The sequence below is a fragment of the Endozoicomonas sp. SCSIO W0465 genome (genome assembly GCF_023716865.1).
GTDB lineage: Bacteria > Pseudomonadota > Gammaproteobacteria > Pseudomonadales > Endozoicomonadaceae > Endozoicomonas.
Genome location: NZ_CP092417.1, coordinates 6,731,371 through 6,752,403, shown reverse-complemented (window position 1 = coordinate 6,752,403; position 21,033 = coordinate 6,731,371). Strand labels below are relative to the sequence as shown.

General features: G+C 47.7%; 23 protein-coding genes and 2 pseudogenes. 14 read left to right on the top strand and 11 right to left on the bottom strand.

Translation table 11 applies throughout. The features are described 5' to 3' along the window. Nucleotides 1–72 precede the first annotated feature (72 nt). On the top strand, nucleotides 73–1,155 hold the full coding sequence (locus MJO57_RS30495; protein ID WP_252019955.1) for an IS66 family transposase: 1,083 nt from the start codon (nucleotides 73–75) through the stop codon (nucleotides 1,153–1,155). Between the two features lie 24 nt (nucleotides 1,156–1,179). Here the strand turns inward: MJO57_RS30495 and ilvN are convergent, their stop codons facing one another. The 4 genes and pseudogenes from ilvN to MJO57_RS30475 all read right to left on the bottom strand — a co-directional run bounded on the left by ilvN (nucleotide 1,180) and on the right by MJO57_RS30475 (nucleotide 5,260). Beyond that, nucleotides 1,180–1,671 carry an acetolactate synthase small subunit gene (gene ilvN / locus MJO57_RS30490; RefSeq protein ID WP_252021183.1) on the bottom strand — a complete coding sequence of 164 codons (492 nt, stop codon included), beginning with the start codon at nucleotides 1,669–1,671 and terminating at the stop codon, nucleotides 1,180–1,182. Then, a complete protein-coding gene (locus MJO57_RS30485) occupies nucleotides 1,671–3,401 on the bottom strand; it encodes an acetolactate synthase 3 large subunit (protein ID WP_252021173.1) in 1,731 nt (576 codons plus the stop codon). Before MJO57_RS30485 ends, ilvN begins: the two co-directional genes overlap by 1 nt. 288 nt (nucleotides 3,402–3,689) lie before the next feature. Further along, nucleotides 3,690–4,106: a transposase gene (locus tag MJO57_RS30480; RefSeq protein ID WP_252017803.1), complete on the bottom strand. Its 417-nt coding sequence runs from the start codon at nucleotides 4,104–4,106 to the stop codon at nucleotides 3,690–3,692. Between the two features lie 114 nt (nucleotides 4,107–4,220). After that, nucleotides 4,221–5,260: pseudogene (locus MJO57_RS30475) on the bottom strand (IS1595 family transposase). Nucleotides 5,261–5,642: 382 nt separating this feature from the next. Between MJO57_RS30475 and MJO57_RS30470 the strand changes: the two are divergent. Further along, nucleotides 5,643–5,765 carry a YdcH family protein gene (locus MJO57_RS30470; RefSeq protein ID WP_252021171.1) on the top strand — a complete coding sequence of 41 codons (123 nt, stop codon included), beginning with the start codon at nucleotides 5,643–5,645 and terminating at the stop codon, nucleotides 5,763–5,765. 285 nt (nucleotides 5,766–6,050) lie between these two features. Beyond that, on the top strand, nucleotides 6,051–6,566 hold the full coding sequence (locus tag MJO57_RS30465) for a LysR family transcriptional regulator (RefSeq protein WP_252021169.1): 516 nt from the start codon (nucleotides 6,051–6,053) through the stop codon (nucleotides 6,564–6,566). A 201-nt stretch (nucleotides 6,567–6,767) separates the two neighbouring features. Here MJO57_RS30465 and MJO57_RS30460 read toward each other — a convergent pair whose 3' ends face one another. Continuing rightward, nucleotides 6,768–8,129 (bottom strand): ISNCY family transposase, encoded by a 1,362-nt coding sequence (locus MJO57_RS30460; protein WP_252017318.1) that lies wholly within the window; start codon nucleotides 8,127–8,129, stop codon nucleotides 6,768–6,770. A gap of 371 nt (nucleotides 8,130–8,500) precedes the next feature. Next, nucleotides 8,501–8,716 carry a hypothetical protein gene (locus tag MJO57_RS30455; RefSeq protein WP_252021167.1) on the bottom strand — a complete coding sequence of 72 codons (216 nt, stop codon included), beginning with the start codon at nucleotides 8,714–8,716 and terminating at the stop codon, nucleotides 8,501–8,503. Between MJO57_RS30455 and MJO57_RS30450 the strand changes: the two genes are divergently transcribed. Next, the gene (locus MJO57_RS30450) at nucleotides 8,715–10,229 is read left to right on the top strand and encodes an IS66 family transposase (protein WP_252017330.1); all 1,515 of its coding nucleotides are present in this window, start codon (nucleotides 8,715–8,717) and stop codon (nucleotides 10,227–10,229) included. The genes MJO57_RS30455 and MJO57_RS30450 overlap by 2 nt on opposite strands. Here MJO57_RS30450 and MJO57_RS30445 read toward each other — a convergent pair. Then, nucleotides 10,216–11,676 (bottom strand): IS1182 family transposase, encoded by a 1,461-nt coding sequence (locus MJO57_RS30445; RefSeq protein WP_252021165.1) that lies wholly within the window; start codon nucleotides 11,674–11,676, stop codon nucleotides 10,216–10,218. The two genes, MJO57_RS30450 and MJO57_RS30445, sit on opposite strands and share 14 nt — an antisense overlap. Before the next feature lie 47 nt (nucleotides 11,677–11,723). Between MJO57_RS30445 and MJO57_RS30440 the strand changes: the two genes are divergently transcribed. From MJO57_RS30440 to MJO57_RS33540, 6 genes and pseudogenes are all read left to right on the top strand, one after another. After that, nucleotides 11,724–12,164: a LysR substrate-binding domain-containing protein gene (locus tag MJO57_RS30440; RefSeq protein ID WP_252027145.1), complete on the top strand. Its 441-nt coding sequence runs from the start codon at nucleotides 11,724–11,726 to the stop codon at nucleotides 12,162–12,164. A gap of 100 nt (nucleotides 12,165–12,264) precedes the next feature. After that, nucleotides 12,265–13,098: a CDP-diacylglycerol--serine O-phosphatidyltransferase gene (pssA, locus tag MJO57_RS30435; RefSeq protein WP_252021163.1), complete on the top strand. Its 834-nt coding sequence runs from the start codon at nucleotides 12,265–12,267 to the stop codon at nucleotides 13,096–13,098. 170 nt (nucleotides 13,099–13,268) lie between these two features. Next, nucleotides 13,269–13,577, top strand: coding sequence for a hypothetical protein (locus MJO57_RS30430; protein ID WP_252021161.1), 309 nt, complete (start codon nucleotides 13,269–13,271; stop codon nucleotides 13,575–13,577). A 60-nt stretch (nucleotides 13,578–13,637) separates the two neighbouring features. Next, nucleotides 13,638–14,678, top strand: a complete 1,041-nt coding sequence (locus MJO57_RS30425; protein WP_252017335.1) for an IS1595 family transposase — start codon at nucleotides 13,638–13,640, stop codon at nucleotides 14,676–14,678. A 2-nt stretch (nucleotides 14,679–14,680) separates the two neighbouring features. Further along, nucleotides 14,681–15,418 (top strand): annotated as a pseudogene (msrP, locus tag MJO57_RS30420) (protein-methionine-sulfoxide reductase catalytic subunit MsrP); the annotation flags it as partial. A gap of 24 nt (nucleotides 15,419–15,442) precedes the next feature. Next, the gene (locus tag MJO57_RS33540) at nucleotides 15,443–15,760 is read left to right on the top strand and encodes a ferric reductase-like transmembrane domain-containing protein (RefSeq protein WP_371924720.1); all 318 of its coding nucleotides are present in this window, start codon (nucleotides 15,443–15,445) and stop codon (nucleotides 15,758–15,760) included. Here MJO57_RS33540 and MJO57_RS30410 read toward each other — a convergent pair. Further along, nucleotides 15,727–16,701 (bottom strand): IS66 family transposase, encoded by a 975-nt coding sequence (locus tag MJO57_RS30410; protein WP_252021150.1) that lies wholly within the window; start codon nucleotides 16,699–16,701, stop codon nucleotides 15,727–15,729. The genes MJO57_RS33540 and MJO57_RS30410 overlap by 34 nt on opposite strands. On the opposite strand from MJO57_RS30410, the gene MJO57_RS30405 reads away from it, so the two are divergent. Together MJO57_RS30405 and MJO57_RS30400 are read left to right on the top strand one after the other, a co-directional pair. Further along, on the top strand, nucleotides 16,700–17,212 hold the full coding sequence (locus MJO57_RS30405) for a hypothetical protein (RefSeq protein ID WP_252021148.1): 513 nt from the start codon (nucleotides 16,700–16,702) through the stop codon (nucleotides 17,210–17,212). The genes MJO57_RS30410 and MJO57_RS30405 overlap by 2 nt on opposite strands. Beyond that, nucleotides 17,173–17,901 (top strand): ISL3 family transposase, encoded by a 729-nt coding sequence (locus MJO57_RS30400; RefSeq protein ID WP_371924931.1) that lies wholly within the window; start codon nucleotides 17,173–17,175, stop codon nucleotides 17,899–17,901. The genes MJO57_RS30405 and MJO57_RS30400 overlap by 40 nt, the downstream gene beginning before the upstream one ends. On the opposite strand, the gene MJO57_RS30395 is transcribed toward MJO57_RS30400, so the two are convergent. The 3 genes from MJO57_RS30395 to MJO57_RS30385 are packed head-to-tail and all read right to left on the bottom strand — an operon-like array spanning nucleotide 17,862 to nucleotide 20,082. Then, complete coding sequence (locus MJO57_RS30395; RefSeq protein WP_252021147.1) at nucleotides 17,862–18,248, bottom strand: hypothetical protein; 387 nt, start codon at nucleotides 18,246–18,248, stop codon at nucleotides 17,862–17,864. The two genes, MJO57_RS30400 and MJO57_RS30395, sit on opposite strands and share 40 nt — an antisense overlap. After that, entirely contained in the window at nucleotides 18,245–19,672 is a 1,428-nt protein-coding gene (locus tag MJO57_RS30390) for an IS4 family transposase (protein WP_252017676.1), read from the bottom strand. Before MJO57_RS30390 ends, MJO57_RS30395 begins: the two co-directional genes overlap by 4 nt. A gap of 38 nt (nucleotides 19,673–19,710) precedes the next feature. Next, nucleotides 19,711–20,082, bottom strand: a complete 372-nt coding sequence (locus tag MJO57_RS30385) for a DUF6444 domain-containing protein (protein ID WP_252020011.1) — start codon at nucleotides 20,080–20,082, stop codon at nucleotides 19,711–19,713. Here MJO57_RS30385 and MJO57_RS32965 point away from each other — a divergent pair. Both MJO57_RS32965 and MJO57_RS30380 read left to right on the top strand, forming a co-directional pair. Next, nucleotides 20,081–20,212, top strand: a complete 132-nt coding sequence (locus MJO57_RS32965) for a hypothetical protein (RefSeq protein WP_256492841.1) — start codon at nucleotides 20,081–20,083, stop codon at nucleotides 20,210–20,212. The genes MJO57_RS30385 and MJO57_RS32965 overlap by 2 nt on opposite strands. Then, nucleotides 20,182–20,484: a sulfite oxidase heme-binding subunit YedZ gene (locus MJO57_RS30380; RefSeq protein ID WP_252021145.1), complete on the top strand. Its 303-nt coding sequence runs from the start codon at nucleotides 20,182–20,184 to the stop codon at nucleotides 20,482–20,484. The genes MJO57_RS32965 and MJO57_RS30380 overlap by 31 nt, the downstream gene beginning before the upstream one ends. The last annotated feature ends 549 nt before the right edge of the window (nucleotides 20,485–21,033 follow it).

Sequence of the window (21,033 nt, the reverse complement as noted above, 5' to 3'; positions counted from 1 at the left end):
CGAATTATCGTTTAATACAGACTCTAAAGTCGAGTTCTTGATAGTGAGCCGGTCAAATATATTGAACGACAGGTGTTTGAACCAGGGAGACCGGGTGAATTTGAAGTAACGGCCCATAGAGCTGAAGTAAAAATCTGCACTTGTGGTTGTCGGAATCAGGCTGAATTCCCGGAAGGTGTTACCGCTGCCGCACAATATGGCTCAGCCACACAGGCTATGGCCGTCTATCTTAACCAATACCATTTCCTGCCTTTTAAGCGCGTGTCAGAGTATTTTAATACTCTCTATAAAATGAGTGTAAGTGCAGGCACTGTCGCCAATTTTGTGGCCAGAACCTATGAAAATCTGGCTTCTACTGAAGAGGTTATTCGTGACGCCTTGCGGGAATCGTCTGTTGCCGGAGCCGATGAAACGGGTATGCGGGCCGAGGGCTCTTTGCACTGGCTACACGTTATGCGGGATGAACAATGGACGCTCTACTACTTGTCTGAAAAGCGAGGTCGTGAGGCCATGGACACGATGGGCATACTGCTAACATTTGCAGGCGTTCTGGTTCATGATCATTGGAAATCCTATTTTGCATATGCGGCAACTCACGTACTTTGCAATGCCCATCACCTGAGGGAGCTTTTGGGTGTTGTTGATAGGGACAGCAATCAACTGGCGTTGCGATTGATGAAGCTACTGAGGCTTTCCTGGCATTACTGCAAGGGCTTTAAGACCATAGGTATGCTACAGATGCCAAGTGTTGTCTGTGAACGAATCGAGAAGATTTATGACCGGTTGCTTCAGCGGGCTCTAATGAAAGAAGTCGTCTATATGGAGAAGCAACGAGAGGAGCTTAAGCGCAAGAAAGTCAAGAATACTAAAGCTTACAATCTCTTCAAACGACTCACTGAGTTCAAGGCTGAGACACTGCGCTTCATGTCAGATTTTACCATTCCCTTCGATAACAATGGCAGTGAGCGGGATGTTCGAATGGCCAAGTTAAAGCAGAAAATCTCAGGCTGCTTCAGGAGTGCAGACGGTGGTTCTATGTTTGCACGGATTCGCAGCTATTTGTCGTCTGCCAGAAAACAGGGAATGGACATATATCAATCACTTCATAGAGCTGTTCGGAATTACTGTAATATGCCTTTGCTCAGTGCTGAATAGTTACGATTAATTAACCGACAGTGCTTAAAGAGATAACACTTTTTCCCCACGGGAGATACCGGTCACCCCACTGCGCACAACTTCCAGCACCTGTGCCTGACCAATGGCTTCAATAAAGGCATCCAGCTTTTCCCCGGTTCCGGTCAGCTGGATGGTGTAGACAGAGCTGGTCACATCGACGATCTGACCGCGAAAGATATCCACTGTCCGCTTCACCTCAGCGCGCAGTGGCCCGCTGGCACGCACCTTGATCAGCATCATCTCCCGCTCAATATGGGCACCTTCGGTCAGATCCACCAGCTTTACCACATCCACCAGTTTGTTCAGCTGTTTGGTAATCTGTTCTATGACCTGGGGATTACCCACCGTGGTCAGTGTCAGGCGGGACAGGGTATTGTCCTCTGTGGGCGCAACATTCAATGTCTCAATGTTGAAATTACGCTGGGAGAAGAGCCCGACAATGCGCGACAGGGCACCGGGTTCGTTCTCAACCAGGACAGAGATAATCCGTTTCATCAGGTCCTCTCCGTTTTGCTGAGCCACATATCGGCCATATTGCCGTCCTTGATCTGCATGGGGTACACATGCTCACTGGTATCCACCACGATATCCATAAAGACCAGTCGGTCTTTCAGCGAGAACGCCTCCTCCATAGCCGATGTCAGCTTGGCCGGATCGGTAATTCTCATGCCCACATGCCCGTAGGATTCTGCCAGTTTGACAAAGTCTGGCAACGATTCCAGGTAAGAATGGGAATAACGGCTGTCATACTGCATATCCTGCCACTGTCGTACCATACCCAGTGCCTGATTATTCAGGTTGATGATTTTGACGTTCAAATCATATTGCCGACAGGTAGAGAGTTCCTGAATATTCATCTGGATACTGCCCTCACCGGTGACACAAGCGACATGGCTGTCCGGGAATGACAGCTTAACCCCCATGGCGGCCGGCAGACCAAACCCCATGGTTCCCAGGCCACCGGAGTTAATCCAGCGGTTGGGCTGATCAAATGGATAATACTGGGCAGCAAACATCTGGTGCTGACCAACATCAGACGTGATGTAGGTGTCTGTACCCCGGGTCACTTCATACAGCGTTTCGATTACCTGTTGAGGCTTGAGAATGGTACCGTCACCTGTGTCGTATGGGAACAGACCACCACGACCTTCACGCCACTCATTGATCTGACGCCACCAGCTATCCAAAGCTTCCTGACCAATCCGTGTACTGGTCTCTGCTATCTGATGGATCATGGTGTCCAGTACGGCATCCACCGGCCCGACAATCGGAACATCCACCTGTACATTCTTGGAGATGCTGGCCGGATCGATATCGATATGAACGATCCTGGCATCCGGGCAGAACTTTGACGTGTTATTGGTGACCCGGTCATCAAAACGTACACCCACTGCCAGAATCAAGTCCGCGTTATGCATCGCCTGGTTGGCGCAGTAACTGCCATGCATACCGAGCATTCCAAGAAACTGACGGTCCGATCCCGGATAGGCACCCAACCCCATCAGAGTATTAGTCACCGGCGCATTCAACGTTTTTGCCAGCGCTGTCAGTTGTTCTGATGCCTTGCCCAGAATCACACCGCCACCGGCATAAATAATCGGTTTTTTAGCTCCTGCCAGCAGTTCAACCGCTTTGCGAATCTGGCCATTGTGGCCTTTAACCGGGGGATTATAGGAGCGCAGACGTACCGTTTCCGGGTAATGGTATTCGTACTTTTTGCTCAGGTCGGTAATATCCTTGGGGATATCCACCACAACAGGCCCCGGGCGACCGGTCTGCGCCAGATGGAAGGCTTTTTTGATCACGCCGGGAATATCTTCGGACCGCTTGACCAGGAAGCTGTGTTTAACGATAGGTCTTGAAATGCCCACCATATCCACTTCCTGGAACATATCACTGCCAATGTAGGCAGAGGGTACCTGACCGGAAATAACCACCATAGGAATGGAGTCCATGTAAGCAGTGGCAATACCGGTAATGGTATTGGTTGCCCCCGGGCCAGAAGTGACCAGCGCAACCCCGGGCTTGCCGGTTGCTCTTGCATAACCATCAGCCATATGGGTGGCGGCCTGTTCGTGGCGTACCAGGATATGCGTAATGGCCTTCTGCCGGAAAATAGCGTCGTAGACGTGCAGAAGAGCCCCCCCCGGATACCCGTAGATATACTCGACTCCCTCATCAGCCAATGATCGGACCACCATGTCCGCGCCGGATAATAGCTCCACTTGCTAATCCTCAGCTTTATTTAGAATGACTTTTGGCTCTTTTCGGGTTACAGACTGCTCTGCAATGAAAATTGGCCAAAGGCCTTGATATACAATGCCTTCAGGAAACTGCTGGCTAAATATTGCCAAGCCCTGCCACAGGAGGATTCCAGCCTGATTTATGAAATCAGCAGTCTGCAATACGAAAAGAGCCTGACTTTTTATCAGGAACACTCTGACCTGAGCCGCCGATAAACGGCATCAAATTGTCGCATAATTCCCAACGCAGCTTCTTAGGTAACTTCGTAACTATTCAGCACTGAGCAAAGGCATATTACAGTAATTCCGAACAGCTCTATGAAGTGATTGATATATGTCCATTCCCTGTTTTCTGGCAGACGACAAATAGCTGCGAATCCGTGCAAACATAGAACCACCGTCTGCACTCCTGAAGCAGCCTGAGATTTTCTGCTTTAACTTGGCCATTCGAACATCCCGCTCACTGCCATTGTTATCGAAGGGAATGGTAAAATCTGACATGAAGCGCAGTGTCTCAGCCTTGAACTCAGTGAGTCGTTTGAAGAGATTGTAAGCTTTAGTATTCTTGACTTTCTTGCGCTTAAGCTCCTCTCGTTGCTTCTCCATATAGACGACTTCTTTCATTAGAGCCCGCTGAAGCAACCGGTCATAAATCTTCTCGATTCGTTCACAGACAACACTTGGCATCTGTAGCATACTATGGTCTTAAAGCCCTTGCAGTAATGCCAGGAAAGCCTCAGTAGCTTCATCAATCGCAACGCCAGTTGATTGCTGTCCTATCAACAACACCCAAAAGCTCGGCTAAGTTACCGTTAATGGTTGGAAGCACCAATGTTCAGTAATTCTGCTGATCAACCGGCAACAGTTAATTTTTTTGCTGCCGTCAGTTCTCGCCTCCAGGCCAGATAATGGGGAAGGTAACGAGTTGCAACCCCTTGGAATACGCCGCCAATCCAGCGTTTTAAATGACTGTGATAAGAATTTACAGTCTGGATGTGGTAGATGCCTTCAACAACATGTTGACCTGCTGATGTCACCAGCTCCTTGAAGACAAATCCAAGCTTGTCAGCAAGTTTTTCGTGAGCGAGGTGTGCATCCGCACAGACCGTGGCCTGTATCGATATGCGGCCATTTAAATGCCTGCACAATTCATTAGCACTTTCGTTTTCTAATACACCGTCAACGGTATTTCGATTACGGTCCCGAGCCACCATTACCGGGACTTTTCGGGCTTTGTTGGGATCATTACCCCGCTTTCGGGTTGGCCGTGGAAGGCCTTCTCTTTGCCCTTTGAAGGATTCACGGAAAAATGTTTCATCAAGCTCAGTAATGCCACAAAGCTCTTCTGCTTGATCATTATTAATCACTTCAAGAAAGCGGTGACGCCAGCGGAACGCAGTTTTCAAGTCAATGGCATTCTCAGCAGCAGCTGGTCGCAAGACCATAGAGTGAGTCATACCTGCGAGGTACTTGTTCCATTTTTCAGGGTGCCTGAGCCTTGCCAAAGGCGTTCCACTAAAGGCGTTAAACGTTGAGTCGCAAGTCTTGCAGTGGTAGCGCTGTCGGCCATTTCGTATGCCCCAGCGACCAACGCTATGGCTTTTGCATTTGGGGCACCTGGGGTTTTCGGCAAATTGGGCAAGTATGCTCTTTTCTACGTCAGGTGTTGCATTATCGTTATTGGGTATAGATTCACTGTAAACAGGTTCAGAGTCAGTGGTTTCTACTACCTCGGTAACCTCTATTTGAGTACTAAGGAGCGAGTTGTTAAGAATGTCTCGCTGTTCACTGGTTAATGTTGAAATGGAATCAATAAAATTCTGGAAGAGTTCAGATTGCATATCACTCCCCTACAACGTAGATTTTATGGGAGTTTAGCTGATTCAACCATTAACGGTAACTTAGCCTGAACTGTGTGTTGATGCGACAGAGCTGCTGGCCAGAGCCTGTGTCGACTGGTTCTACAACGGTCACGACAATCATTATCAGGGCGACTACCAGAAGCAAGCTGCATGACACATGGACAATAGCGCCTGTCCCGGAAGCTGCCTAAACTGATTCAGGTTGCTCTAAGGGAGGTTGCGCCATGTCTGAAATGAAAGATGCCCTGAGTCATAGCCTTTATCATGAGTTTCCAGAGCATCATGAGCAAATCAACAGATTGAAACAAACGGATAGCGCCTTGCTGAAAAGGCAAACGAATATCACAAGCTGGATCATCAGGTGCGTGGGCTTGAGGACAGTGATGTACCCGTGACCGATGACGTTTATGACGATTTGAAACAGCGTCGGGCCAGGCTAAAAGATGAGCTTTATCAGATGCTGACGGCAAATCAATCCCCTTAAATGCGTGTTGAAACGGAGAGTGAAAAAGAAAGCACCTTTTCCGGTGCTTTCTTTTTCACTCCGGTGAGAGACGGGAAGCGATATATTTTCCCTCCTTTCTACGACTGTGGCAGACTCAGTGGGTATTGAAAAAGTCCTGTAGCGATAGTCGGTGATGCTCACTTTACCGCATTCTCTCTCTCCGCCCTGAGCCAGCCTGAGGTTGTTGTCAGCCATGTGATTTCCTGTGGACAGTTATGCATGTGGTCAATTACGGGTTAAGGGTGCATTTGAATGGTCCTGTGAATGAATCTGGAAACCAAATGGCTGGAAGATTTTCTGGCGTTAGCGGAGCTGCGCAACTTCTCCCGGGCTGCGCAGTTCAGGAATGTTACGCAACCGGCATTCAGTCGTCGTATACGCAGCCTTGAACATTCCCTTGGTGTCGAGCTGATTGATCGGGCTACAACACCGCTGGCACTGACCCCGGAAGGGCGACTGTTCCATACCACCGCCCGGAATCTGCTTCGACAGATGGAAGATGGCCTGCATCAGCTGAAAGGCCAGAACGGCGTTGGGCCACAACCATTGGATTTTGCGGCAGCTCACTCTCTTTCCGTCACGTTGTTGCCGGAACTGATACAGACCATGAGCAATGATGGCCATGTTCTGAGAAGTCGGGTGGAGAGTATTGATGTCGACCTGGCCGTTGAAGGGCTTCAGGAAGGGCGGTGTGATTTTCTCCTGGCTTTTGATATTGAAGCCCTGATGCAGCCTCCTTTTCTATCTCTTTCCCTAGGAGGCTGTCCGAGAACTAGCTAGTTCTCGTCCAAAAACGCATCAGGCAATCATAATTAGATTGTACGTGCGTTTTGATATTTCCTGAAATTCCAGAGAGCCGCAAAAACTCTTCCCTTTTTTTCTCTAATCTGGGACGGATATTGGAGAAAAACGCGAAAAGCAGGCAGAAAACATCCTCCCACCATGCTGGAAAGGTACTTTCATGTAGCGTGGAGGTGGCTATCAGGATGGTGCCGGGTGTCTGGCCAGAATCACCAGGTTGTAACAGACCACCGATAACCAGCAATGAGAATCAAAACGCTCAGAACCCTTGCAGTGGCAACGTGATAGCCCAAAACATCTCTTTAGCCACGAAATTCCCGCTTCAATACCTGCCCGGAAGCGAAAGAGCGTTTTATACACATACTGACTTTTAGTCATCTCTTCGACTTCAAGTCCGCGCTTCTTATTAAAAGCTACATCGCTGATTCCCATGGCCTTGGCTTTTTCCAAATTAGCGCGACACGCGTATCCGCCGTCACCGCTTGTCTGGCGAGGTACACGACCATAAATTTCTTTTTGTCTTTCCATCATCGGAATGAATTGGTCCGAATCCGCTGGGTTACCTTCCTCAATAACCAGGTCCAGGATCAATCGACTTTTTCCCTGAACCAGGTTCAGTTTATGGCCATACTGTACTTGCCGCCTGTCTTTTACGATGATATCCGTATGGGGTTCATACAGGCTAACCACTTTTTCCTGGGCTGGCACCTTTTCACCCTTAAAGACCCTGCGCTCTGTCTGGGAGACTATTGCATCCACCAGGGGTAACAGGTGATCCACATCGGCCTGCCACTTGTCGGCATCATCAGCCAGGAGACACTGCCCCTGCTGACGGGCGTTTGCTAGCGTGACAGTAGCTTCGATAAGTACCTTCCGGGATTTTCGGGTCAACTGCAGCAGTTTTTTATAATGCTGATGCCGCTCTTCTTTGCCAGCGTAGATGCATTTTCTGGCCGCATCTTTTACGGCTCGGTTGTGATGGGTATATTCATAAAGCGGTGTCGCTGTCAGTGTTTGTCCCCGTTCCAGCAGCCGACAAATTTCTTTAACGGAACTGGCTAAAAGATCACTGTCGCAAGGAGGTTTGATATCCGATTCGGTGACTGTGCTGTCAATAGCCACAGTGCGCCCTTTTTCAATACCCTGATCTTTAGCGGTCATTAGCTGACAGTTATTAATCCGTTCCCATGTAGATGCAGTAAGAAGGCTGATGAGCCCATGCAAACTGGAGCGACTGGGGCGCTGGTTTGGTTCGAGGCGACAAAAGTCTCGAAAGAGCATGGAGTCCATCAAAACAAACGACAAGTAGTCATAATCACAATTCAAATACTGTTTCAGGAGTGCCGCACGAAGAACGGATTCTGCTGATAGTCCGTTCCGCCCAGTGTTCTGTTTATCACCAGAACTTAAGTCCTCATAAATCCAGTCATTGAACTGTGGATGGGCGTCAAGCCATTGCGAGATACCGGAAAGCTGGGAGCAGATTTCATGAGGTACGTAATGGAGTTCCATACTACACTGCGGGTTGCGTTTTTTGCGCATTTGGAGTCCTCTGTTTTTGGCAATCCCTTATGTTTCTTGCTCTTGGGAAGTTTAGTCGCCAGATAGCAGTAGGGCTCCACTTAATTTTTCAGGATAAAATCTACAGTTTTCAATTGGTTGTGTTTTTGGACGAGAACTAGCTATTGAAAAACGAAAGCTTCAGCATTTTCTTGGCTGATCAAATATTGACCTAAATTTAGCCTGTTTTGGGGTAAAAATTGCGTTTTTTACCCTTTTGCTTGCCTTTATGCTGCCATTTTAAGCCTTTTTGCTTCTTCAAGACGGATTGATCCCGTTGAAACCGATTTGACAATTTTTTTGAAGGCTCTATTTTGATTACGAACTGCTCTACAGTGAAAACTGACTGTAGGTCACGAAAAACAAGGATTGGGCAACATTACCGGACAATATGCTGACAACCTTTGTAGATAAAGGGCTTCAGCAATGTTCAACCCAGTAGCAGTCTGAAATCCTACAAGAGCCTTTTTGAAATTATGTAACTGTTCAGCACCCCCACATAAATCTGGAATTTTCTGATTTTTATACCATCCTCTTAAGCACCATTTTTCCACAATATTCGCCAGCATGATTCCAGAACTACCCGCAACTATGTCGGCTGAGATTCTCTTGAAAGAGAATGCAGAGCTGCGGATGAGAGTTGCCTGTCTGGAAGAGCGATGTCGAGAATTGGAAGAAAAGGTTGGCAAGAACAGTCAAAACAGCAGCAAGCCGCCATCGTCTGATGGTTATCAAAAACCTTGTAAAAACAGTAATTCTCCAGATCATTCTGACGACCTTTCCGCAGATAAAGGTACCGATCCATCGGATGAAAAACCCAATCCTAAAAGTCTGAGACAGTCTTCTGGTAATAAAGCCGGTGGAAAGAAAGGGCATCAGGGCACTTGTCTTAAACAGGTCGATATCCCTGACTATATTGAGTACCTTCCGGTTAAAGAATGCAATAAATGTCAGGCGTCTCTTCTTGATAGTGAGCCGGTCAAATATATTGAACGACAGGTGTTTGAACCAGGGAGACCGGGTGAATTTGAAGTAACGGCCCATAGAGCTGAAGTAAAAATCTGCACTTGTGGTTGTCGGAATCAGGCTGAATTCCCGGAAGGTGTTACCGCTGCCGCACAATATGGCTCAGCCACACAGGCTATGGCCGTCTATCTTAACCAATACCATTTCCTGCCTTTTAAGCGCGTGTCAGAGTATTTTAATACTCTCTATAAAATGAGTGTAAGTGCAGGCACTGTCGCCAATTTTGTGGCCAGAACCTATGAAAATCTGGCTTCTACTGAAGAGGTTATTCGTGACGCCTTGCGGGAATCGTCTGTTGCCGGAGCCGATGAAACGGGTATGCGGGCCGAGGGCTCTTTGCACTGGCTACACGTTATGCGGGATGAACAATGGACGCTCTACTACTTGTCTGAAAAGCGAGGTCGTGAGGCCATGGACACGATGGGCATACTGCTAACATTTGCAGGCGTTCTGGTTCATGATCATTGGAAATCCTATTTTGCATATGCGGCAACTCACGTACTTTGCAATGCCCATCACCTGAGGGAGCTTTTGGGTGTTGTTGATAGGGACAGCAATCAACTGGCGTTGCGATTGATGAAGCTACTGAGGCTTTCCTGGCATTACTGCAAGGGCTTTAAGACCATAGGTATGCTACAGATGCCAAGTGTTGTCTGTGAACGAATCGAGAAGATTTATGACCGGTTGCTTCAGCGGGCTCTAATGAAAGAAGTCGTCTATATGGAGAAGCAACGAGAGGAGCTTAAGCGCAAGAAAGTCAAGAATACTAAAGCTTACAATCTCTTCAAACGACTCACTGAGTTCAAGGCTGAGACACTGCGCTTCATGTCAGATTTTACCATTCCCTTCGATAACAATGGCAGTGAGCGGGATGTTCGAATGGCCAAGTTAAAGCAGAAAATCTCAGGCTGCTTCAGGAGTGCAGACGGTGGTTCTATGTTTGCACGGATTCGCAGCTATTTGTCGTCTGCCAGAAAACAGGGAATGGACATATATCAATCACTTCATAGAGCTGTTCGGAATTACTGTAATATGCCTTTGCTCAGTGCTGAATAGTTACGAAATTATAAGCACTGCAGACCAGTGAAAATTCTCCAGCCACTTTTTCCTTACCCCGGACACTGAACCCTCTGAATCCTGAGTTCTTGATTTGGCCAAAAGGCGGTTCCGCAATCACCTTGCGACGCTCATAAACCGCTTTGGCCTCTTTGGTTTCCATTTTGCGGTTCATCGCCTGGCGTATGGCTTCGTGGCGGTCTGTGCGAATCACTTTCCCCGGGTCTTTGTTGTCACCACTGCACCTTTTACGTAACGGGCAATCCCGGCAGATATCTTTACTGACGCGGTAGCTTTTGTGTTTTGCTTTGCTAGCCGTGTTATAAATCAGCTTCTCACCGGCAGGGCAGGTAAAGCTGTCGTCTGCTTCATGGTAAATAAAATCCGCTTTGACAAACTTTCTGTCAGAGTCTTCCAGTCCCTCTGTTGCAGGCTTCTCCTGTCGATCCGTAGCCATGTAAGCGTCAATGTTCGCATCATCAAACGCTTGCAGGTTGGGCCCTGAGTAATAGCCATTATCCTCACTCATTTTGCCAATGGACGCGTTATCTGTTGCTTCTGCAATGGCTTCAAGTGCAGGCTTTACTTCCTGCTTGTCATTGGCATGCTGGCTGATGTGCTGGCCAACAATGATACCATTATCGCTGTCGACGCTGATCTGGGCGTTATAACTGTACTGATAGCCACTGCCTTTTTTACCCATGATCCTGGCATCATGATCAGCAAAGCTGATTTGCTTTTTGTCGTCTATCGGCTTATCGGGATTCAGGGCCTGTTCCCGTTCTTCAAGCGCTTTTTTGGCCTCCTGGATTTTCTCTAACCGTTCCTGCTTGAATTGCAAGTCTTCAGGAATGCTGTAGCCAGTCTCCTGCTGATAAGCATCGTCCTCTTCACTGTCACTGGTTTCGGCTTTTTTAATCAGGGCCTCAACTTCAGCCATTAATTCAGCTTCTTTGGCCTTAAGTCGTGCGTAGCTCATGGCCTTATGCTTTGATGAGTCGGCTTTGAATTTGGAACCATCAAGAGCGATGTGGCCCAGCGAGGCCATCTGTAGTTCCCGGGCGAGCAGCACGCTCTGTTTGAAACTGCTTTTAAAAAAGGTGGCCTGGTTTTTACGAAAGTCACTGAGCACCCGGAAATTTGGGCAGTGCTGTTTGGCGATATACATGAAAGCCAAGTCCTGATTGCAGCGCCGTTCAATCTCCCTGGAGCTGAACACACCATGGCTATAGGCATAGATCAGGATCGATATAATCAGTCGTGGGTGGTAGGCATTCTGGCCAAGATGGTGATACTGCTTTTCCACTTCAGAGGTGTCGATATGCTTGAAGATATCTTCAAAAACGAAGCAATCATGATCTGGTGGCAGCAGGTCGAAGATGTTCGATGGGAACATCAGGTGCTGGTCAAAATCAGCAGGGTTATCTTTGAATTTGATTGATGACATCCGTTTCGGCAACAACAAAGTGGGCAGAAGATGCCTGATTATACTTAATCAGGCTATTCTCGGACAGCCTCCTAGGCAACACGGAACTCAGGCCTGTTTGTGCGCCTGATGCAGATGGTCTACCCCGTTTCAAACCTTACCAGGCCGAGCCTGTCCCCATTTTGGGTTATAGTCCGGCAGCGTTTATGGGAAGGCAGGTGAATGGTTTGCTTCGAGCTATCAATGACCTTCCCCGATTTCAGCCAGTTATGGAGTCTTCGCTGACCAACTTGTTGAAAGTCATGGCATTGAATGGCAGCGGCATTGCCTGGCTGCCGGGTTATGCCATTGTGGATGAATTGGCCAGTGGACAGCTGGTGGACTTCGTCAACCCAGAAAAACATCAGGAATATTGGGGCTCTGTGGAGATCAAGCTTTACCGGAATGATGTTCGTCTGCATGCCGGTGCTGAGCGGTTCTGGTCTTCACTTCGTAAACGATGTCAGTAGGGGTGGTTCCTTACCTAATGTTTGATCTGACTGTATCCCTCCAAAAGCGTATTCGTGGTACAGTCCCACGCTGGTTCTGTAATGATGAGCAGATGTGTCAATGACTGAGAAAATGGAAAAGCCGGAGAGTAATAAAGATGCCGTCGACGGTTTTTTTCCTATAGACGAGCACGAAGAAGAGGTAATTGAAGAAGGGCAGGCGATCCGTCGCAAAGGGATCTACCTGTTACCTAACCTTTTCACCACCGGAAACCTGTTTTGTGGCTTTTACGCCATTATCGCTGCACAGGCGGGTAATTTTTCCCTGGCCTGTATCGCCGTATTTGTTGCCATGATTCTGGATGGTCTGGATGGTCGCGTGGCCAGGATGACCAACACCATGAGCAAGTTTGGTGAGCAGTATGACAGTCTGGCGGATATGGTCACCTTCGGTGTTGCCCCAGCCATGGTGGCTTTCAGCTGGGCACTGCAGGAGCTTGGCAAGTTTGGCTGGATGATTGCCTTTGTCTATGCAGCCTGTGCAGCCCTGCGGCTGGCCCGGTTCAATGCCCAGATTGAAGAAACCGACAGTCGCTACTTTACCGGTCTGGCCAGTCCGGCGGCTGCCGCAGTGGTGATTGGTATGGTATGGGCATTAAGTGACTTTGGTTTCAATGGTGAGTCCACCTTTATTGCCTTACTTGGCTCGCTGGTTACCGGGGGAGCGGGTGTCCTTATGGTCAGCAATATTCGCTATCACAGCTTCAAGAAGATTGACCTGAGAGGTCGGGTACACTTTGTGTTCCTGCTGGCGATTGTGCTGGCCTTCGCTGTGGTGTTTATGGATCCACCCCGCACACTGCTGCTGATCTTCCTGGCTTATGCCTGTTCTGGCCCAATCACCGCGATCTGGCGGCTTGGGGAAGAGAAGAGTGATCACGAAGGAACGGTTTAGATTTTCTTCGATTTTTTATAAAGCCAGCATTGCTGGCTTTTTTTATACGTGAGATCCGTGGATGCTTGAGCTCTTTAATTTCCCTTGGCATTATGAGGAAAATTCGGCCATGGGTGTGATCACCTCTCCAGAATGACCGTAATAAAAGTAGTGTTTGGTAAGGAGATATCATGCTACTGAAAATAAAAAAACGATCCGATATCTGCAGCAGTGAAATTACACCAGAGCCTATCTATCACGACCGGCGTCGTTTTATGCAGCAGTCCGGACGTGTTGCCATGGCCGGGCTTGGGCTGATGTTGGCAGGATGCTCTCAGGAAGGGGAGGCCATTAGTCAAAAAGCCCAGGTCGATACCATGCCTTCCCAGCCAGGTCCACAATGGCTGAAAAAGCAGGTGCTTGAGTTTACCCCCAACGTTTATACGACAAATGAAGTACTGACACCGCATAAAGATGTTACTACCTACAATAACGGCTAAGTTACCGTTAATGGTTGAATCAGCTAAACTCCCATAAAATCTACGTTGTAGGGGAGTGATATGCAATCTGAACTCTTCCAGAATTTTATTGATTCCATTTCAACATTAACCAGTGAACAGCGAGACATTCTTAACAACTCGCTCCTTAGTACTCAAATAGAGGTTACCGAGGTAGTAGAAACCACTGACTCTGAACCTGTTTACAGTGAATCTATACCCAATAACGATAATGCAACACCTGACGTAGAAAAGAGCATACTTGCCCAATTTGCCGAAAACCCCAGGTGCCCCAAATGCAAAAGCCATAGCGTTGGTCGCTGGGGCATACGAAATGGCCGACAGCGCTACCACTGCAAGACTTGCGACTCAACGTTTAACGCCTTTAGTGGAACGCCTTTGGCAAGGCTCAGGCACCCTGAAAAATGGAACAAGTACCTCGCAGGTATGACTCACTCTATGGTCTTGCGACCAGCTGCTGCTGAGAATGCCATTGACTTGAAAACTGCGTTCCGCTGGCGTCACCGCTTTCTTGAAGTGATTAATAATGATCAAGCAGAAGAGCTTTGTGGCATTACTGAGCTTGATGAAACATTTTTCCGTGAATCCTTCAAAGGGCAAAGAGAAGGCCTTCCACGGCCAACCCGAAAGCGGGGTAATGATCCCAACAAAGCCCGAAAAGTCCCGGTAATGGTGGCTCGGGACCGTAATCGAAATACCGTTGACGGTGTATTAGAAAACGAAAGTGCTAATGAATTGTGCAGGCATTTAAATGGCCGCATATCGATACAGGCCACGGTCTGTGCGGATGCACACCTCGCTCACGAAAAACTTGCTGACAAGCTTGGATTTGTCTTCAAGGAGCTGGTGACATCAGCAGGTCAACATGTTGTTGAAGGCATCTACCACATCCAGACTGTAAATTCTTATCACAGTCATTTAAAACGCTGGATTGGCGGCGTATTCCAAGGGGTTGCAACTCGTTACCTTCCCCATTATCTGGCCTGGAGGCGAGAACTGACGGCAGCAAAAAAATTAACTGTTGGCCGGTTGATCAGCAGAATTACTGAACATTGGTGCTTCCAACCATTAACGGTAACTTAGCCTACAATAACTTTTATGAGTTTGGTACAGGGAAAGGGGATCCGGTCAGGAACGCACACTCCCTGAAAACCGATCCATGGTCAGTGGTTGTTGAAGGTGAAGTTGCCAAGCCCGGCCGCTACCATCTTGAAGATATTCTCAAGCCTCACGCTATGGAAGAGCGAATCTATCGGCTTCGGTGTGTTGAAGCCTGGTCCATGGTGATTCCGTGGATTGGTATCCCTCTGGCCAATATTCTCAAGCCGTTTGAGCCAACGTCCAAAGCCCGTTTTGTCGAATTTACCACGCTGTATGATCCTGAACAGATGCCGGGACAGAGGTCTTCTTTTGCTTCGCTGGACTGGCCCTATGTTGAAGCTTTGAGAATCGATGAGGCCATGAATCCGCTGACGTTGATGGCAACAGGGCTGTACGGCGATATATTGCCCAATCAGAATGGTGCACCGTTCCGGCTGGTGGTGCCCTGGAAGTATGGTTTCAAAAGCATTAAGTCCATTGTCAAAATACGTCTGACCGAGCAGCAGCCTGCAACCACCTGGGAAACATCAGCACCACAAGAGTACGGGTTCTATGCCAATGTAAACCCTGCCGTTGATCATCCCCGCTGGAGTCAGAAATATGAGCGACGGTTGCCGGGTACACTGCTCTCTCCCAATCGAATTGAGACACAGCCTTTTAATGGCTACGGCGAAGAGGTTGCTGACTTATATAAAGGCATGGATTTAACGCGCTTCTATTAACAGGTTCACATAAAGGAGAGAGGCATGAATCGGGTTGCAAAAATCAAACTTGTTGTGTTTCCTCTCAGCCTTTTTCCCTTGGCCTATCTGATGATCAGGGCCATTGAAAATGATCTGGGGCCAGATCCGGCCAGTGCACTCACCCACGGGTTGGGAGAGTGGGCATTAATATTTTTGCTCTTATCTCTGGCTATCTCACCTGCACGACGGCTGACGGGCATTGGGAAGCTGATTCGATTTCGACGGATGTTGGGTTTATTCGCCTTATTTTATGCGGTTTTGCATCTATTGGCTTATCTGGCTTGTAACTATTCAGCACTGAGCAAAGGCATATTACAGTAATTCCGAACAGCTCTATGAAGTGATTGATATATGTCCATTCCCTGTTTTCTGGCAGACGACAAATAGCTGCGAATCCGTGCAAACATAGAACCACCGTCTGCACTCCTGAAGCAGCCTGAGATTTTCTGCTTTAACTTGGCCATTCGAACATCCCGCTCACTGCCATTGTTATCGAAGGGAATGGTAAAATCTGACATGAAGCGCAGTGTCTCAGCCTTGAACTCAGTGAGTCGTTTGAAGAGATTGTAAGCTTTAGTATTCTTGACTTTCTTGCGCTTAAGCTCCTCTCGTTGCTTCTCCATATAGACGACTTCTTTCATTAGAGCCCGCTGAAGCAACCGGTCATAAATCTTCTCGATTCGTTCACAGACAACACTTGGCATCTGTAGCATACCTATGGTCTTAAAGCCCTTGCAGTAATGCCAGGAAAGCCTCAGTAGCTTCATCAATCGCAACGCCAGTTGATTGCTGTCCCTATCAACAACACCCAAAAGCTCCCTCAGGTGATGGGCATTGCAAAGTACGTGAGTTGCCGCATATGCAAAATAGGATTTCCAATGATCATGAACCAGAACGCCTGCAAATGTTAGCAGTATGCCCATCGTGTCCATGGCCTCACGACCTCGCTTTTCAGACAAGTAGTAGAGCGTCCATTGTTCATCCCGCATAACGTGTAGCCAGTGCAAAGAGCCCTCGGCCCGCATACCCGTTTCATCGGCTCCGGCAACAGACGATTCCCGCAAGGCGTCACGAATAACCTCTTCAGTAGAAGCCAGATTTTCATAGGTTCTGGCCACAAAATTGGCGACAGTGCCTGCACTTACACTCATTTTATAGGGGGCTTTTACAGGTTGGCGGATGAAAAGTGAGGGGTTGCAACAGAAATAGCCTTCAGAGGAAGATTGATTTGTAAGGATCAAAACTTCTGAAGGATCAGACATGTCTGCAACCCCATCACTTCGTCCTATGTTCGCATTTCCTGGCTGGGTAATCGAGCGAATTGATATTGACTGGAATATCAAACATGCCTTTGTCCATCTCCGTCGGGATGGCCGTATACAACACGTCAGATGTAGTAAGTGCGAAACACCTATGGGGCAGATGAAGACAAACGATCGAAGCGTTCAGGATCTGCCACTGGGGACTCTTCAGGTAAATCTTCTCTTCACTGCATTTCAAGGGCGTTGCTCTCGTTGCGGTAATATAGAAACAGTCACTCCTCCGGGGCTTGCACCTAAAGCTCAAGCAACAGAGCGACTTAAAAGGCATGTCAGCCATCTATGCCGCTATATGCCATGTGACAAGGTTCCTGAATTCATTGCTATCTCTGGCGGCACCGCTCGTCGCTGGGATAAAGAGATGCTCATGAAGATGCTGCCTGCACCCAAGCGGGATGGTATTCGCGCTTTCTTATCGATGAAAAATCCATTGGTAATGGGCATCATTTTTTAACCGTTGCTCTGAATGCTGATACCGGTGAAACGCTGTTCCTTGGTGAAGGAAAAAAGAAAGAAGTTCTGGATCGGTTCCTTTCCAGTCTGACAGAAGAACAAAAAGCAAGCATTGAATGCGTTGGTATTGACCGTGGTGGAAGCTATCAGGCTTCAGTGAGAGAGCATCTGCCAAACGCCGATATTGTATACGACAAGTTTCATATTATTGCCAATTACAACGATGTGATTGACCAAATCAGGCGCAGGGAGTGGCGACAGGCAGAAGAAGAGGACAAGCCGTTTATCAAAGGGCAACGCTTTAACCTGTTCAGAAATCCTGAGAATTTAACACCAAAAGGGCAAAGTAATCTGAAGGAGTTGTTAGCCATGAATGAGGATCTCAATCAGGCATATATCCTGAAAGATATGCTAAAACAGCTATGGACGTACAAATATAAAGCCTGTGCCAGAAAGTGCCTGGACAACTGGATAGCACTTGCCAAAGAAACAGGGATATCCGAGTTAAAGAAGTTCGCCAAGGGGTTAGACAGAGCTAGAGAAGGGTTACTGTCATACTGCCAGCATCGTATAACCAGCGCGAAAATCGAAGCCTTCAATGGGGTTATCAAACGGATCATCTATAAAGCATGCGGTTACAATGACCTTGATTACCTATATTTGAAAATTAGACAGGAGGCTCTGAAATGATCAGCCAACCTGTAAAAGCCCCTTTTATAGAGAGTATTAAAATACTCTGACACGCGCTTAAAAGGCAGGAAATGGTATTGGTTAAGATAGACGGCCATAGCCTGTGTGGCTGAGCCATATTGTGCGGCAGCGGTAACACCTTCCGGGAATTCAGCCTGATTCCGACAACCACAAGTGCAGATTTTTACTTCAGCTCTATGGGCCGTTACTTCAAATTCACCCGGTCTCCCTGGTTCAAACACCTGTCGTTCAATATATTTGACCGGCTCATTATCAAGAAGAGACGCCTGACATTTATTGCATTCTTTAACCGGAAGGTACTCAATATAGTCCTGACTCTTGATCACATCTCTCCAGCGCTGAACTGCCGGGCTATCTGCCAGGTTTTTACCCGATCCTGCAATTTCGCCCAGCCTTCCCATACCACTAACCAGCCGGGCTGCCCTGTATGCTTTGAATCACCCCAACCACCAAGCCGAGCAATCGTTTGAAGCAGCCAAGTGACTGTTGGCGGCTTATCGGGCAACGCTTTTTTTTCATAGGTTAGCCAGAGAACCTGCCATTCATCATCACTGACCACCTCATTCGCGAGTGTTTTTTCACTCCAAAGCTTTCTGTCTTTGTGCTGCCTGTCATTCGGTAACATTAATGCTTCACGGATTTGCATTAGTCTGACAGCGACAAACATTAATATGACCGCAAGTCGTTCAATGTTATCCGGAGATTGCAGACGAAGCCTTTCTACTCCTGCTCCCGATTTCCAAGCCTTATGGAACTCTTCTATTCGCCATCGGAGCTCGTAAAATCGAATGATAGAGCGACAGTCTTCGAATGTTTCAATATCTTCAGTTGTCAATAGTACCCAGTGCAAACGGTCTTCGGAGTCATTGCCAATCTCTTCAGCCGACACAATATTCATAGTTACCGGTTCCGGCCTGCCGCCTGGCCTTTGCGGCGCCTGTATTGTCATCTTCTTTCTTTTGACCTGCAGCGTTGCCTTTCGCTTCTTTCTACCTCCTTTTTGAGGAACCACTATCGTATATTTCCCCAACACTTCAGTCTGAGCTAAGGAATCAAATAATAAGAGTTCGCCATCCACCAGGATTCTGTTTTGTGTAGCTCTTACAACAAACCGCTGTCGGTTATCCAGTTTGTAGTGCATATATTCGTATATATCCGCCTCCCGGTCGCAAACACTGATGATGTCAGGCATTTTACCCCCCATCCTTTGTTCTGTGTTTTCAGAGGCTCTTTGCCACTTAAAGCTTTCCTTTCCCTCGTAAGGTAGCTGACGACGTTGGTTCTTTTTCCCCCGCTGAACGTCCTCTCTAACCCATCGTTCTTGATCAATAAGCCCAATGCTTCGCTCTGTATCCGCATCAACCAAGAAGACAGAGTGGACGTGGAATCCTCTGGTTTTAGAGCCTTCAGGACCTCCAAGATCACCAAGCTCGGATCTGACAGCATGTTTATAACCCAGGGTTGTTGTATCTTCGAGAGCCAGAAGTAGGCGAGACTGTCTCGCTATTTTGGCAGTTGCCTGAAAGCCTGCCTCAGCTATTGCTTCAGGCTTTACGGCCTCATTCTCAATCAGCCGGTAAGCTCCAGTTACCAGTGCGGTATAACCTTCGCATGAAGATGACAAAGAATTACCGGTATGAGCTGAAAGCTCGGCAGCAACTTTGACAAGTCGTTTTGTACGTCGAGTATCGCCCAAATCAGCACATCCAAAAGTTAGTTCTGACCATGGTTTAGGAGAAAGTGGAAGCATGACCTGTTTTATCAGTGAGAAATGATAGAACAAGGTAGCTATTTGTGATCAAGAGACAGAATATAGTCAGGGATATCGACCTGTTTAAGACAAGTGCCCTGATGCCCTTTCTTTCCACCGGCTTTATTACCAGAAGACTGTCTCAGACTTTTAGGATTGGGTTTTTCATCCGATGGATCGGTACCTTTATCTGCGGAAAGGTCGTCAGAATGATCTGGAGAATTACTGTTTTTACAAGGTTTTTGATAACCATCAGACGATGGCGGCTTGCTGCTGTTTTGACTGTTCTTGCCAACCTTTTCTTCCAATTCTCGACATCGCTCTTCCAGACAGGCAACTCTCATCCGCAGCTCTGCATTCTCTTTCAAGAGAATCTCAGCCGACATAGTTGCGGGTAGTTCTGGAATCATGCTGGCGAATATTGTGGAAAAATGGTGCTTAAGAGGATGGTATAAAAATCAGAAAATTCCAGATTTATGTGGGGGTGCTGAACAGTTACTCTGGCTTTTATGCTGTCCTGGGAGTGGCAGACACTGTTAGAAGACCTTTATAAGCGTTCTTATATTATTGTCGGTGCTTTTGCGCTATCAATTTTGATAGCTTTGGGGGTGACTTCAACAAAAAACATGATGAGGCGATTGGGTAAGCAGTGGAGTCAATTGCATCGACTGGTTTACGTTGCTGCGGTTCTTGCGGTTATACACTTTCTCTGGCTAGTGAAGAGCGATTATACAGAGCCGCTTATTTATGGCGCTGTGCTAACCACCCTTTTGCTGCTCAGGACTAATCTGTTTTCCCTTAACAAACAGTAATGCGAGATGATTGCAGAACCTGTAAACCGATCCCTCCTCCCTGATCGGACCTTAGCCCGAATAGTTCATAAATAAGAGCAGGTACCAAACTGGCGGTACTTGGGCGATCAGCTGTTTTGAAGGAAACCTGATAACGCCTTCATAATAGGAAAATGTCGTATACGTACTAACCAAGGGTTGGCGCAGCCCTTTAAGTGCGTATAATGCGCCCCACTTCCACGGACTGACCCAGAGGTCATCCACGGATTAGCAGAATGAATCATCATCACTGACCGGGAAGTGCGGTTTGAAAACAGGTTGTTTGCATTGAATGAAAAACAACCGGTTGACAAATCAAACTGGCGCGGTAAGATGCGCCTCCGCTGACAGGGCTTGAGAGCAGCGTTAGCGGGTTGGAAAGCTTCTTTCTTCTACGGAAAAACGAATGCTTGACAACGAAAACCGCCACGGTAAGATAGGCGGCCTTGCTGATCGGCATTGACTGCTGAATCGGCGATTAAATCACCACGATTTAATCAGTTCTTTAACAAGATATCAGACAATTCGTGT